Here is a 15,298-nt window from a genome sequence, read left to right as displayed (position 1 = left end):
TCAGGCACAAACCTGGGTTGCCGTATCTATGACCTCGGTGTTGTTGCTGTCAGCGGCGCTCAAGCGACTCCCCAAGGCTTGTCCCTGGCCTGAGTTAAAGCCCATTTGCGCCAGTTGCTGTTTCTGCTCTTGGGTATTGACGCCATCCAATACCAATTCAAGCTCCAGCGCGCCGGCACTCAAGCGTATCGCTTTGAGCAAGCGTCTGTGGTGGGGGCTTTGCAGATGTGACACCAGGCTGGCATCCAGTCTCAGCACATTGACAGGCAGGAAGGATAGGCTGATCAAGGGGCTGTAACCACTGCCGTAGCCTGTGATCCCCAGAGTGACCTGCAAGCGTTTGAGCACTTCAAAGCCGTTGATATGGTTTTCCAGATCCCGTGACAAGGATTGCTCGTTGAAAAACAAGCAGAGGTCGTTAAGCGGGAAGCGGCAGTTTCTCAGGCAGTTTTTCAGACTGCGCAGCGCGTGTTTATGTTTGAGGTGCTGGCTACAGATGGCCAGATGCAACTTGGTACCTGCGGCCAGTTGCAGCTTGGGAAGTTCGCTGTTCAGCGCCTCTATCGCATACCTGTCCAGTTCCAGCTGTAAGTTGGCTTGCTCTGCCAAATTGGCGAGTTGTTGCTGTTTGATTTTGCCGTGTTGTGGATGAGGCCAATACAGGCGTACATCCAGTGCCTGTAGCTGCCCGGTCTTAAGATCCTGCACCGGGAAGTAACTGAGCCGAATTTGCTGGGTATCCAGGGCGTTTCTCAGTTCATTTTCCAGGCTCACATCCTGCATCAGTTGCTGATGCGATTTCTCATCGAATACCACATAGCAACCCTTGCCTCGGGTCTTGGCCATATACATGGCGGTGTCGGCATCCCGCAGAATGGACTCGCTGGTGTCATCTCTGTGATGACCACTGACGGCTATACCGATACTGGCGCCTGAGTTGAACTGTTTATCGGCCAACTCGTAGGGGCGCGATAGCTCTTTGAGGATCCGCTCGGCGACTTCCTTGGCATCGTCGGCCGTGCGTAACCCGTCCAGCAAAATCACAAACTCATCGCCACCGAGACGAGCGAGGGTGTCGTTGTCGCGAATACAAAACTTGAGGCGGATGGCTGTCTCAACCAGAAACTTGTCGCCTTCCAGGTGTCCCAGGGTGTCGTTAATCAGCTTGAAACGGTCGAGATCGACGAACAGCAGAGCGAACTTGTCCTGCATGTGTCGGCGATTATGCTTAACGGCCTGGCTCAAACGCTCCATAAACATCAGCCGATTGGGCAAGCCGGTCAGGGCGTCGTGTTTGGCATCATGCAGCAGTTGTTGCTCTGCCTTTCGGCGCTGGGAGATCTCTTTTTGTAACTCTTGGTTGGTGGTGGCCAGCTCGCGGGTGCGCTCCAGGATCTTTTCTTCCAACTCTTCGTTGCTGCGTTTCAGTGCCTCGGTGGCCAGCTTACGCTCTATGGCCGTAGCTATATGCTGCGACACAAAGGTCAGCAGCTCAAGATCCTTGAACTGATAGTTCTGGTGCATGCTGAAGCTATAGATAGTCAGGGCGCCGGCAATTCTGTCCTGAATAAACAGTGGCACACCAATCCACTGGTGCATGCTCTGGGTGTGATTGAGCTCAGGAGCCTTGCTGTATATCTCTTTGGCGCACACCAAAGATTGGATATCACTCTGATCCAGTAATACGGGACGTTTCAATCTGAGCAGGTATTCCACCAGTCCGTCCATTAAGGGACGGCATTTGGGGGGCTGGTCACTGAGCTGGGAAACATAGAAGGGAAAGTGCAGCTCAGTTGCCGTGTCGTCCAGCAGGGCTATGTAACAGTTATTGGCGGGCAACAGATGACTGAGGACCCGGTGCAGCTCGGTATAAAACTCGCTGTCATCCAGGTTGGAGGAGGAGAGTTCGGCGATTTCAAACAGAGACTTTTGCAGTCTCTCGGCGCGGCGCCTCTCATAGACTTCCTGTTTCAGCTTATCGTAGGCCTGGCTCAGCTCCTGGGTTCTCTGGGTGATGGCTTGTTCCAGTTGTTCATGATGCCGTAATCGCTCCATGGCTCCGGCTATGTGGTGGCTGATGAAGGCCATCAGCTCAAACTCCATCTCGCCGTAGGAACTGGCAGGGTTGTAGCTCTGTACCACCAAGACACCGATTGCTCTGTCATTTTGCATTATCGGCACGCCGAGCCACTGATGACAGGGGGAGCCGAGGGACATGATTTCCCCGGCGGCTGCCAGCTCTTCAGCCTTGCGCTCATCACACAACAGGGGCTTGGCCGTTCGCAGCACATAACCGGTGAGACCCTGCATTAGAATTTCAGATAGCTCCTGTTCCGGATAGAGCTCAGAAGGGTGGGAGTCTTTTTCATCGGAGAAAAACGGCAGTTCCAGGTGTTGCCTCTGGGCATCGAGCAGGGATATATAAAAGTTGTCGGCAGGGATCAGTTGCTGAAGGTGCAAGTGCATGCCTTGGTAGAAGCTCTCCATTGAGGTTGCCTTATTGGCAATATTGGAGATCTCCAGCAGCGCATTCTGAGTGGCTTCGGCTCTTTTGTATTTGGCCGCCAGTCGTCTGAGTCTGGCAACCCTTTTTTCTAAACTCGAGACTTCCTGAGCCGAATGCTGATGGAGAGTTTCATCCCTAAACATGTTATCCGCCAAGGAATAATTGCAATATAATTGTTGTGTGGTTTTCAATCAAAGGATAGGAATAGCACGAAATACGGTATTATCCAAGTCAATTTTTTGGCTGGTGTCGGATAATTGTTGTGCTATTTAAGTCAAAACTTGAGCAAACAGCCGAAAAAAAGCAAAACAGGTGTAGACGCGGGGAGTAAATCCTCCTACTATATGCGGCGCTGACACGGCGGGCGCCCATAGCTCAGCTGGATAGAGCGCACCCCTCCGGAGGGTGAGGCCGAGGGTTCGAATCCTTCTGGGCGCACCAGTTTGATTCAACTGTTGTGCCAGTCAGTGAAAGAAATATCAGTGGTGATTGTAGCTCAGTTGGTAGAGCCCCGGATTGTGATTCCGGTTGTCGTGGGTTCAAGTCCCATCAGTCACCCCACTTCTTTCGTGAAGCGAGTCAGCTTCAAATCTTACGGTGATTAGCGCAATTGATAGCGCCTCCCGGTTTGGAAACCAGAGTGGAGCAGAGGGTGACCCTCTTCCTTTCTAGGTGCCCAATAAAACAATATTTCGGTGATTAGCGCAGCCTGGTAGCGCATCTGCTTTGGGAGCAGAGGGTCAGAGGTTCGAATCCTCTATCACCGACCAAATTTGATTTATCTGACTTAAAGTCGGGTAAAAGCTGGAAAGTATTTCGGTGATTAGCGCAGCCTGGTAGCGCATCTGCTTTGGGAGCAGAGGGTCAGAGGTTCGAATCCTCTATCACCGACCAAAACACTTAAGCCCCTGAGAAATCAGGGGCTTTTTGTTTTTATCTTGATAGTTTCGAACTTGTGATGACCTTAAAGATATTCTCATGGGTACAAGTGGAGTTCAGTGATTAGCGCGGTCTGGTAGCGTATCCTGACTTGGAAACCAGAGTGGAGCAGAGGGTCAGAGGTTCGAATCCTCTATCACCGACCAAAACATTTAAGCCCCTGAGAAATCAGGGGCTTTTTTGTTGATTTCTTAGTACTCAACGCCTTCCTTTTTTCATCTTCTAGATGCTTAAGTGTCTTGGGTCTTCGCTGTCTCTAGCAGCTTCTGGTAAAGGAAAGGCCCCCCGAAGGGAGCCTTATATCAGTTACTCAACATTCACCGGCGGTGAAATAAAGCCTTGGTATGCTTGGGTCTTGAGTGGCGTAAAACGCTCCAACTGACCTTTCTCCTGAATACCTGTGACTATCACATCTATTTCCAGTCCTCGGGCCACGTTCACCAGTGCCCGGCACAGTTCGCTGTTGTGCTGGTTTTCATCATATTGTGCAAAGGATTGATCCAGCTTGACGTAAGCCGGCCGCAGACTTTGCAGATAAGACATGGAGCCGAACTGACGGCCGAAGTGGTCTATCCCTATGCTGGCGCCATTGTCGCGGATAACGGTACACAGCGCCTGGCAGGCATCGATATCGGTATAGATGGCGGCTTCCGGTAATTCAAAGGCCAACCGGCTTGCATGGCGACTATTACGCAGGAAGTGATTAAGCCATTCGTGGAACTTGGGATCGCTGATGCTGTGATGGGTGAGGTTAACCGCGACTGCTTCGGCATTTTTCTCCAACAACTCATCTTCGCTGATCTTTTCAATCAGGCAGCGGTCGAGCAGGCTACCCAGGGACAATAGCTCGACATAAGGCATGAACTGGCCGGCGTGTACCAGTTTGTCACCTATCTGCAGCTGACAGAAAAGCTCCCGCTGCAGTACGTTGTCTGAGTCCTGATAGTGCACTGGCTGCCAACGGAAACGGAACTGTTTACGATTAATTGCTTCGGTAAGCTTGTCACGCCATTGTTCGCGGCTGAACAACTGCTGCTCATTGGTCTCCAACCAGTGATAGACCTTGCCTTCCTTGAGGGCTATTTGCAGGGCATTGTCCGAGCGTGCCAGCAGTTCTGAGCTGTTCATCTGTCCTATGCGCTCGGCAATACCTATGGCGTAGTCTTCATTGGGTTTGCAACCCGCCTTGACCATTTCCTGGTTGATGGTGCGGATCAACGTCTGTAGATACTTACTTAACTGTTCACGCTCAACATTGGTGACCAGGAAAGCAAATTCATAGGCGGCGATACGGGCAATGACAGATTCACAGATTTCGCCCAGCTCATGCTGCAGTTTTTCCGAGAGCAGCTTGATGGTTTCGTCTCTAACCTGATAGCCATACTTGCTATGCACTTCTTCGAGCCAATCGAACTTGGCCATCATCAGGGCACCGCTGCCGGGTTCACCGAGCCAACCACCAATTCGGCCCATCATATATTGACGGTTGGGTAGGTTGGATACTTGATCCACCAGATTCTTCTTCCTGAGTGCGGTAACTTCTTCGTCCAGAGAGCTGAAGATCTTCCTCAACTGGGCCGACATGCTGTTGAAGGCGTTAACCACATCCCTGAGTTCCAGGGTTTTGGGGAGCGGCATATCCGGGCCGAATTCCCGTTTGGCAATGCTCTTGGCGTGTTCGGCAATGGCATGCAGTGGACTGAGGATCCAGGTCAGGCCCAGACGGGCGAATAGAATGGCGACCAAAAACAGGATTGAAAAGGCTATCAGGGTGTGGCTCATAATGCGCCACAGTTCATGGTAGCCGAAACCCGGGTGCGCGGTAATTTCCAACTTGGCCAGCTGCAACCAACCCGAAGTAATGGTACTTTCCTTGCGTAACGGGGTGAAGATCCCCAGATCGATAAACCATTGGGGCACATCTTCGATGCGGATATTGTTATTCCAGACCTGCTGTTTACCGTCGACCAACCAGGTGAGTTTCACCTCTTGGTAATAGCCACCCTCGAAGATGACATTCACCATGGTTTCTGCGGTGGCGAGATCACCGGCCTCCAGCGATGGAACCAACATCAATCCCAATGAATGGCTGACATTATTGAGGTCCGACTCCATCTGCTCGGTCAGAAAGTTCTGGGTCTCATTGAATTGCACATAGCCAACACTGGCTACAACCAAGAGAAACAGCCCAAACAGTAACGAGTATATCTGTCGAAACAGTGTCATTGCTGTAGCTACTCCAGTTTTAATTTTGGCTGACGTAAGCGATCAGCCCCTAATCTGTGTCTCAGGTCATTCCACTTTTCCAAGCGAGCGGATGAGCCTGCCAATACACCGCGTCCTTTCTCTTTGTTTAGCCACAATTGCTTACCGTTAAAGCTGTACACAGGGATCAGGTCTCTGCGTTGAGTTGCCGGTTTGAGCTCGCGATCCAGATTGTCCAGAATAAGAGGAACAGAGGAGGGCGTCTCATAATAGGCCAGCACCATATGGTACTGATTAACACTGGTTGCCTTAACCATGGTGATGCGCATCTTGTCTTCAGGTATGCCCAACTGCAGCAGAGTGAAGTATTTGGCGATGGAGAAGTCTTCACAGTCACCACCATTTACTCCGATAAACTCTAAAGGGGTGGCCCAGTAGTTGGCCATCCCCCAGAGCTTGATATCATCTACAAAGCGAAACAGGTTAAAGAAGTTGTTTACCTTGGTGATTTTCCCCATATCGTCCAACCCTTGCGCCTCGTCCAATATCTTGAACCAGGCTCTGGCTCTGAGGCCTGCCCGCTCGCCATAACGAGCTTCCAGAGTCCTGGTAATGCTGTTGGGGTCGAGCTGTTGGGTTGAAGCAGCGTACAGGCATGACACCGCCAGAGTCGATGCCAGTACTGTGTAATGGCAGACCCGTCTGAGCAGTGAATACTGGTTGAGCCTGCCTGTCATATGGGGATATCAAGGTCCTATTTCACTTCTTGATCCACAGTGTAGATGTTCCACTTCATATCGGCCATAGTGTCTTCGCCTGTTACTTCGGCGATCACTCGGCGGTTACGTTTGTGGGCCAATTGCGTATCTGTTGGATCTACTGGTCTATCGTAACTGTAACCTATGGCTGTCAGTCTATCGGCAGTGATACCGAATTGATCTTCAAGCACTTTGGTTACGGCGTTTGCCCGATTCTGTGACAGCTCGAGGTTATGCTCATAGCTGCCGGTACGGCTACAGTGTCCTTCAATCGTCACCTTGGTGCTGGGATATTGCTTCATAAAGTCAGCAATAACACCAATTTGATCATAGTACTGAGGATCTATGTAGAAGGAGTCGTTGGCAAAGAGTATTTTCAACTCGGAACGCTCATTGATAGGCTTGATCTTACCACAACCATAGTTATCAATGTTGGCACCTTCAACGGTACCTGAGCAGCGCTCACGGGCTTCGATAACACCGTCTCTGTCATTATCATTGAGATCGTTGACCTGAGCTGTCGGCTGATCCATGGAAACCGTGTCACGCATTGAGCAGCCCGCCAGTATGGCGACGCTAAGCAGGGTGATAAAGAGTTTCATTATTTAACTCCTCCTTCATATTCACGCTCCCCTTTCCATACATCGGGGCGGGTGACTCTAAGCGAGTCTAGTAGTTGACCTGTGGCATTGAGTACGCGGTATTTGGCAATCACTTCGTCGTACTCGGCGGTCAGATAGTCTTTTCTGGCTTCAAACAGCTCATTCTCGGTATCCAGCAAGTCGAGCAGGGTGCGCTGACCCAGGTTGAACTGCTGTGAGTAGGCGACTTGAGTGTCTTTGGCAGCAATGACATGCTCGCGAATATATTGCTTCTGTGGTCCCAGGAACTCGTATGCGTTCCAGGCAAGGTTGGCGCCTTCAACCACTTCACGATAGGCGCGCTCACGGATCTCCTTCGCTTCACCTATCTTGTAGCTGGCTTCTTTTTCACGGGCTAAATCACGGCCACCGGCGAACAGGTTGTAACGCACTCTCACCATGGCAAGAATGTCATTGTTGTGGCCTCCGACATTTTGGCTGGCGATCCGGCTAAAGCCGTCTTCACCGTCCAGGTTGTTGTTCATGTTACCTTCTACTTCCAGCGTGATCTTGGGATAGTAGTTGGACTGAGCCGACGACTTCTCATACTCGGCGGCGCGAATATCACTGGCGGCCGACTTGAGAATAGGATGGTACTCCTGAGCCATCTTGATACTGGCATCTATATCTGCCGGCAACATATCGGCATCCGGAACCGGTACTATCAGGTCTTCCGGCTGCTGATGGGTGATGCGGAAAAACTGACTCTTGGCATCGAGGAAGTTATTGCGCGCCGACACTACGTTGGCGTTGGCACGGGCCAGACGACCTGTGATTTGAGATAGATCCGCGGTAGAACCCAGGCCCGAATCAGTACGTTGCTTGATCTGCTCGTAGATATCCTGGTGGCTCTTGAGGTTCTTCTCTGCCAGTGTCAGCACCTGCTCGGTACGTATGTAGTTGATATAGACCTTGGCAACATCCAGCGCCATATCTTCGGCAGCGGCAAACAGCGCCCATTGATCGGCACTGGCTTCGAAGCTGTATCTGTCGACTTCACTGCTGGTAAAGAAGCCGTCGAACAGCATCTGCTTGATGCTGACGCCGAATTCGCCTCGTTTGAGTTCAATTTCATCATCTGTGGTGCCGGCCAAACGGCGGCGGGTAGCCGGACTGTCTGTGTATTCATAGCCATAACCACCGGTAATATCTACCGTTGGCATGTAACCGGCTATCGCCTGGTTTACCTGCTCTTCACGAGCTTTGAAACGGTTAAAGGCAAGTCGTAGTTCCGGGTTGGTATCCAATGTTTGCGCTACGGCTTGTTCCAGGGTCTGACTAAACCCTGCCGTGGGCAACATCAGCCCGGTAATCGCCAGTGCCAAGGCACTGGGTTTCACCAGCCGAGTAACTTTCTTGTTCATGCTAAACCCTCCAGGTTTATTGTGACTATGAGCCTAGCGTTCTCTTAACGCTGTTTCTTTGGCTCTTAGAATGGGATTAAGTATGTACTCAAGGACAGTTCTTTTCCCGGTAATTACGTCAACAGAGGTCAACATGCCGGGAATAATGGGCATCTCAGTGCCATCGTCTTTAATTAAACTGGACTCTTCGGTCCGCACTTTTACCAAATAAAAGCTGTTGCCTTCTTCATCCTGAGTAGTGTCTGCACTTATCTGTTCCACAGTGCCTTTCAACCCGCCGTAACGGGTAAAATCATAGGCGGTAACCTTAACTATGGCGGGCAGCCCCGGATGCAGGAAGGCGATATCCTTTGGCAAAATTCGGGTTTCGATTAGCAATTGGTCTTCGGAAGGAACTATCTCCATAATATCGATACCTGGCTGAACAACGCCGCCCAATGTATTGATATTTATTGTTTTAATGGTTCCGTTGACCGGTGAAGTGATAACGGCTTTGCTGACTTTATCCTTGGTTCCCACTTGGGCCTCATTCATTCTTGCCAGCTTGGCCTGCATTTCATTGAGTTGTGCGCGGGAATCGGCGGCGTAAACCAATACCGCTTCCCGGCGCTTGAGTATCGCCTCATCCATGTTGGCTTTGAGCTTAGGGCGCATTACTCTGAGGGTCGCCAGCTCGCCTTGAATGTCGTTAACTGTACGTTCCAGCTTCAAGAGTTCCACCTCGGGCACTATGCCTTTCTGTGCCAGAGGTTTGGTCAGTTCCAGCTCGCGGCTGACCAAGCGATAACTGGTACTCAGGGTGCCGATTTTTGAGGTTAACTCTTCGGTTTCCTGCTGCCGCTGCTGGATTTGCCTTGCCTGGATTTCGACCTGGTTGCTGAGGTTGTCCAGACGGCCGGCGTATTCATCCTGTTGGCGCTTGACCAGCTCAGGCTCCTTCTCGGCCAGTTCGGCAGGAAATACCAGCGGGATCTTGGTGATCTTGAGCTGTTCCCGCCAATCGTTGGCCATGTCTGAGATAAAGATACTGTTCAGCTCGGCCTGCAGGCGAATAACGTTGGCCTGCAGGCTGTAGACCTCTTGCTCCTGCTGGGCGGCATCGGAACGGAAACGTGTGTCATCGATGCGAACCAAGGGCTCACCCTGTTTGACCAGCATGCCTTCTTGAACGTACATCTCTTTCAAAATACCGCCGTCCAGACTTTGGATGACCTGTACCTGGGAAGAGGGGATCACTTTACCCGTGCCCTTGGTAACTCGGTCGAGAGAAGCGAAATAGGCCCAGGTGAGGAAGCAGAGCATCATTATCGCCAGCGACCAGATGATCAATCTGTGGCTGGTGGGAGCATCTGTCATCATGGCGCCGTAGACATCGTCTACCATTTCCAAGTCATCAGAAGTCAGGTGCTTATTCATATTACTTGCCTCCTGCCATCAGCCCTTGGTTGAGCTTTTCGAGCACCTTATCCTTAGGACCGTCGGCAATGATGTGGCCTCTATCCATCACTATGATGCGATCCACCAGATTCAGCAGGTGCATCTTGTGAGTGATGATCAGCAAGGTTCTGTCTCGGCTGACATTATGCATTGAGCGCATGAATTGCTTCTCGGCTCTGGCATCCAGGCTGGCTGTGGGTTCATCCATCAACAGCACGGGTGGGTCATTGAGTATGGCTCTGGCCAAGGCCACGGTTTGCCGTTGGCCCCTGGACAGAGAGTGGCCGCCTTCACCTACCTGTTGATCCAGGCCTTCCGATTCCATATCGGTAAACAGGTTGACCCCGGAAAGCTGTACCGCTCGGATCAACTGGTGCTCGGTGACCTGACGGGTGCCGAAAAGAATATTGTCTCTGACCGAACCGTGGAACAGGGTGACATCCTGTGGCAGATAACCGAAGTTACGGCGTAGATCGCTGGGGTGGATCTGGGCACTGTCTATGCCATCGTATCTTAGGCTGCCGTTACTGGGTTTGAATAACCCGACCAGCAGCTTGGCCAAGGTACTCTTACCGCTGCCATTACGGCCGATAATGGCTATCCGCTCGCCGGGGCGGATCCTCAAGGCGAAGGGATGCAATACAGGTTTTTCCGAACCAGGGTAACTGAAGCTGAGGTCGTCGGCTTCTATCTTGCCCATCAGGCGCTGTTTGCTGACCAGGTGGCCTTTGTTTTCAAACTCATCTTCCTGGGTCATTATCTGATCCAGCTGTCTCAGCGCGCTGGCCGTCTGGTTGGCTCGAGTCATCAAGCCGGCCAGTTGCGCCATGGGTGCAACTGCTCTGCTGGCAAGCATCACAGCGGCAATGATCCCACCCATGGAAATATCATTGTCGGCAACCCGGTAGACGCCGAGAATGACTACACTGACGACGGTCAACTGCACCACAAAGTTGGCAACGTTGGCCACTGAGTTGGAGAGCTTTTTCGATCTCAACTGCCAGTTGGCAGTGTGGCCTATCATCTGCTGCCAGGCTTTTTGTACCAGGCCTTCCGCGCCGTATGACTTGATGGACTCCAGAGAGGCCAGACTTTCGATTAGATGGCCGTGTTTGAGGCTGGCAAATTTATTGCTTTCCTCAATGGCAGTCTTGAGCCTGGGCTGAATGATCAGGGTATAGCTGATGATGATTAAGCTGGCGATTAATGGGATCAGTGCCAGATCGCCGGCGACCAGATAGATGATCAACATAAACAGCAGGGCGAAGGGCAGGTCGACCAAGGTGGTGATGGTCGCCGAGGTAAGGATCTCCCTGATACTGTCAAACTCACCTAATTGACGCGCCATGCCGCCGACACTGGCCGAGCGGTTTTCGAGGGGAATACCGATTGCCTTATAGAACAGTCGCGACGAGACGATGATGTCGACTTTCTTACCGGCAACATCGATAAGGTAACTTCTCAGCTGTCTCATGACCAAATCAAACAGATAAGCAATACCGGCTCCGATGGCCAGTACCCACAGTGATTCGAATGCCAGGTTGGGCACCACTTTATCGTAGACGTTCATGATAAACAGCGGTGAAACCAGGGCAAACAAGTTCACCAGGATTGAGGCAATCAGTGCATCACGATAGATGGGGGCCGAGTCTTTGATGGTTTGCAGCAACCAGTGTTTACTGTGGTCGTGATGATAAACATCAAACCCCATATCGCCACGGTACTGCTGTTTAACCAGAAACAGATAGCCTACATAGAGAGTTTCCAGCTCCTCCATGGACAGGCGTTGTTCGCCGCCGGTTTCAGGTAATTGGATCACGGCATGCTGTTGCTCCAGATCCAGCTCGCGAAGAATGCAGGCTTTCTTGTCTTTCAAAAGCAAGATACAGGGAAGCTGAATAGCAGTAACCTGATTCAAGCCTTTACGGGAAAGCTTGGCGGTTAGGCCGGCCCTTGCAGCTGCCTGAGGTACCAGTTCCGGGGACAGAATAGCCGAAGACAGGGGCAGGCCTGCCGCCAGAGACTCACTGGAACAGGGGCTGCCAAAGTATTCCGTCAATAGAACCAGACTGTCGAGCAGGGGATCCACAGTGACTCGCTGGGAAGCCGAGATAGTCCATTGCTCAGGTTTAGGTGAAGCGGATGCGGTCACAGAACGACTTATCCTTTCGTTTTATATGATTAATTCTAGTATCAGCCATGCTAGCCCATATTGCGAATTGCAATATGGGCTAGCATTCAAACAACAGAGCTTTTAAAACACTGAATCCAGCGTTTTTTGCTCATCCAGCCCACTGGAGCTGGTTTGACTGACATAGGAGGAACCAGGGTTACCCGATTGAGTGTCGACAATCAGAGGACCATCGCCACTGTTCCCCAGTAAGCCATTGATAATGTCGCTTTCATCACTGCCGTATGTCGCAAACAGGTCGACACCGTCGAGCACTATGTGCTGATCGAATTCACCATCCAGATCTGCATCGATCGAGATAGTGGTATTGCCATCAGCAACACTGAATTCGAAATATTGCTCCAGTGAGTTGTGCTCTTCACCCAACAGCAGATCACTGAGGTTCAGCTGATCTTTGTTGAGCTCAAAGTCAGTGATATGGTCGGTGCCGGTTTCACCCGCTTTCCAGCTGAAGGTATCTACGCCTTGGCCACCGGTGAGCCAATCATCACCATTGCCGCCAACCAGCAGGTCGTTGCCATTACCACCGAACAGCATGTCATTACCATTGCCGCCGTAGAGTTCATCATTACCGCCTTGGCCAAACAGAATATCGCTTCCGTCACCGCCGCGGATGATATCACCCTTGTCGTTGGCGCTTGACTTATCAAAGAGGTTTGAATGCTCGCTGATATAGTTGTGAATTTCAGCATCGGTCACATCACTTTGGCCCAACTCGCCGGCAATAAAGGCTTTGAGCGCGTTGTAACCCTGACCTTGAATACCATCAAAGCGAATCACGTCACCGAAGATGATGTCGTTACCCGCACCGCCATCCAAGGTATCTGAGCCAGGCATATTGGTGATTTCATTGCCGAGAATAGCGTCGGCAAGTTCATCGGCATCGATGTTGGTCTGGACGTTGCCATCTGTATCGTAAGACTGCAGGTCATCCTCATCGATATTGGAGCCCATTCCTATGGCTTCAACCGTGACACCCAGGCCAGAGAGTAGAGCAAAACCAGCTTCGGAATTCGCCGTAGTGTCCGAATTGGTACTGCTGCCGGTACCAGCCAAGGCATAGTAATCATAGTTACCTTGGGCATCGGGTCGCATGGCTCCAACTGGGCTTCTGCTCACGTTGTTAAAGTCTTCTACACTGAACACGTTACCGCTTTCGTCAATTACTACATGTCCGTTAACGGTATAGACTTGGCCGAATACGTAGGCGGCGCCAATGACTTGTGACAAGCTACGATCATTACCACTCCACCATGTGTCGTAGATCTTCGGGTTCCCACCGGCATTGGCGTTGTAGTAAGTTGGTTTGCCGTCAGTGATAAAGAAGGCCAGGTTAGTGGCACCGCTATTATCTTGAGCATCGCCATTGGCGAACCAGTTGGCTGTGGTGGTGAAGACATCCTCATAGTTGGTGCCGCCACCGCTGCTCATGTCATTCAGGGCATTCTGAAGAGTGCTCAATGCATTGGGGTCATTGAGATCTACACTGATGCTGCCCTTGGCATGAGTATCAAAATCGACCAAGAATATTTTCACGGTGCCGCTTTGCTCACCACCTGCACTGTCTTTGAGAGTTTCAAATACCTGTGCCAACTGGGACTTCATGGTATTAAGTGTGCTGGTGTTGATACTCCCCGAGCTATCGACCATAAAGGCGATATTGTAATCCTGCCCGGGAACCACGACTGTGCCATCCAGGTCGCCGATAACGATATCTTCGGCGTTACCCAAATTGACCGTTTGATCGCCTGGACCCGCTTCAGTGACCTGATAGTTAAATACAGGCACCACCGCAATATTGCCGGTGTAAGAGTCACCATCGGCATCGGTTACCGTTACTGCAAAGTCCAGGTCGCCGTCTTCGGTGCCCTGCATGGTCTGGTACTGATAGAAGTCCCAGTGGCCTGTACCAGGGGTGAATTCCAGCTTAAAGACCAAGTCGCCCGAGTCTGTTTGGCCCAGCAAAGTATTGCCTGAAAGGGTCACTTCAACGGCTTCCCCGCTGGCGGTAACCAGGGACGTGTCGGTCACACCTGCCAATGCAAGGCTGCCTTGGCCATCAGCGCCCCATTGGGCCGTTACTTCACCGGAAGCATAGGCGATTGCCGGGGCATTGCCTGTACCAGTGAATTCTATCGAGGAAATCGTGAAGTCACTGTTGTCTCCATGGCTGGGGGCTGTGCCGTTGTCGGTTGCCTTGATAACAACTCTATCAAAGCCACCATCCTGCACGTTAAAGTCAGCCGCATAGTCACCGTTACCGGCATCAGAGCTGAAGGTTTGGGTCGATATAAGTTGGCCATCACGCCAGAACTCAACCACACCGCTTTCAAGCTCACCTCCGAAGATGTTGGCAAACTCTATCTTCATGCCGAACGCCAGGGTGTTGGGATCCAGATCTATGATGACTTCTTCAGAAACGCCGGTGCCATCAGCAAATTCACGGAAATCTACTTCGTTGGCTATGTTGTGGTATGGCGAGCCAACACTGGCAACCCCTATGCCTGAACTGCTGCCGTTAATATTTGCCGAGGTCAGAGTGTGGTCGGTAGATGAGGTAAAACCTCTGGCAGTGATGGTGAAACCATTAAAGTCCAGTTCCCCTCTATTACCTGTGTAACCTGTCAGATCGAAGGCGCCTATGAGAGTATCCGGAATATCGGTTACCGTAGCCGTTACCGGAGCTGTATCAGGCATGTAAGGCGCATCATCTTCGACTGTAACTTGGAATGAACTTGAATCTGTCGCTCCTGAACCATCTGCGACATCAATACCAAAGTTCAAATTGAGCACATCTTCAACATTGGCTACAGGATGATCCAGCGGAGCATGCAGTGTGACCTCATAACCCCAAGTACCACTGCTGTTACCCGCAGGAGCTGAGAGCGATATGGTCATCACCACAGTAGAACCGGCAGAGCCTGTCAAGGTCTGAGTACTGGCATCCCAACTCCAGGTTACATCAACGCCTCCGGAGGTTACACCAGATGGGCCGCTAAGCGTAACTTCCAGCTCATCGTTGTCAGGATCTTGCAGCTCAATGGTACCGTTGGCTATCACTGCATCTGTTGTATCTGTGTCGCCTACATCATCTGGCAGACCATCGGTCAGCCCCTCTTCAGATACGGCAACATTGGTGATGTTACCTATGCTTGGTGGGTTCTGGGCGTCGAGAATGGTAGTGTCGGCGCTGCTCTCGGTAGGACTTATAGTCGCATCGGCACCGCTGACACTGTCGATGGTGACGGTGAAGTCTT

Annotated in this window: 8 protein-coding genes, 4 tRNA genes and 1 pseudogene; 5 read left to right on the top strand and 8 right to left on the bottom strand. The window is 51.5% G+C overall.

Going from position 1 to position 15,298, the window contains the following annotated elements:
• Window positions 1-2,649: a diguanylate cyclase domain-containing protein gene (locus ACMHXI_RS00070; protein ID WP_044735360.1), complete on the bottom strand. Its 2,649-nt coding sequence runs from the start codon at window positions 2,647-2,649 to the stop codon at window positions 1-3.
• Between the two features lie 221 nt (window positions 2,650-2,870).
• Between ACMHXI_RS00070 and ACMHXI_RS00065 the strand changes: the two genes are divergently transcribed.
• The 5 genes and pseudogenes from ACMHXI_RS00065 (at window position 2,871) to ACMHXI_RS00045 (ending at window position 3,591) form a co-directional block, all read left to right on the top strand.
• Window positions 2,871-2,947, top strand: a tRNA-Arg gene (locus tag ACMHXI_RS00065).
• Between the two features lie 44 nt (window positions 2,948-2,991).
• Window positions 2,992-3,067 (top strand) — tRNA-His (locus ACMHXI_RS00060).
• A gap of 132 nt (window positions 3,068-3,199) precedes the next feature.
• Window positions 3,200-3,276, top strand: a tRNA-Pro gene (locus ACMHXI_RS00055).
• A gap of 47 nt (window positions 3,277-3,323) precedes the next feature.
• Window positions 3,324-3,400: transfer RNA gene (locus tag ACMHXI_RS00050), tRNA-Pro, on the top strand.
• Between the two features lie 102 nt (window positions 3,401-3,502).
• Window positions 3,503-3,591, top strand: a pseudogene (locus ACMHXI_RS00045).
• A gap of 160 nt (window positions 3,592-3,751) precedes the next feature.
• Here ACMHXI_RS00045 and ACMHXI_RS00040 read toward each other — a convergent pair.
• The 7 genes from ACMHXI_RS00040 to ACMHXI_RS00010 all read right to left on the bottom strand — a co-directional run.
• Window positions 3,752-5,671 (bottom strand): EAL domain-containing protein, encoded by a 1,920-nt coding sequence (locus ACMHXI_RS00040; RefSeq protein ID WP_413733637.1) that lies wholly within the window; start codon window positions 5,669-5,671, stop codon window positions 3,752-3,754.
• 8 nt (window positions 5,672-5,679) lie between these two features.
• Complete coding sequence (locus ACMHXI_RS00035; RefSeq protein ID WP_025010063.1) at window positions 5,680-6,387, bottom strand: transglutaminase-like cysteine peptidase; 708 nt, start codon at window positions 6,385-6,387, stop codon at window positions 5,680-5,682.
• Between the two features lie 17 nt (window positions 6,388-6,404).
• Window positions 6,405-7,010, bottom strand: a complete 606-nt coding sequence (locus ACMHXI_RS00030; RefSeq protein ID WP_025010062.1) for an OmpA family protein — start codon at window positions 7,008-7,010, stop codon at window positions 6,405-6,407.
• The gene (locus tag ACMHXI_RS00025) at window positions 7,010-8,413 is read right to left on the bottom strand and encodes a TolC family outer membrane protein (protein ID WP_413733634.1); all 1,404 of its coding nucleotides are present in this window, start codon (window positions 8,411-8,413) and stop codon (window positions 7,010-7,012) included. The genes ACMHXI_RS00030 and ACMHXI_RS00025 overlap by 1 nt, the downstream gene beginning before the upstream one ends.
• 33 nt (window positions 8,414-8,446) lie before the next feature.
• Entirely contained in the window at window positions 8,447-9,829 is a 1,383-nt protein-coding gene (locus tag ACMHXI_RS00020) for an HlyD family type I secretion periplasmic adaptor subunit (RefSeq protein ID WP_045283239.1), read from the bottom strand.
• A gap of 1 nt (window position 9,830) precedes the next feature.
• Window positions 9,831-12,002 (bottom strand): type I secretion system permease/ATPase, encoded by a 2,172-nt coding sequence (locus tag ACMHXI_RS00015; protein WP_028780118.1) that lies wholly within the window; start codon window positions 12,000-12,002, stop codon window positions 9,831-9,833.
• Between the two features lie 102 nt (window positions 12,003-12,104).
• A partial coding sequence (locus tag ACMHXI_RS00010; RefSeq protein ID WP_413733631.1) for a type I secretion C-terminal target domain-containing protein occupies window positions 12,105-15,298 on the bottom strand: 3,194 nt, incomplete at its 5' end.

The sequence above is a fragment of the Shewanella sp. BJSY2023SW005 genome, from assembly GCF_047314585.1.
GTDB lineage: Bacteria > Pseudomonadota > Gammaproteobacteria > Enterobacterales > Shewanellaceae > Shewanella > Shewanella algae.
The sequence above is the reverse complement of the archived record's forward strand: the minus strand, read 5'-3'. Positions and strand labels throughout refer to the sequence as shown.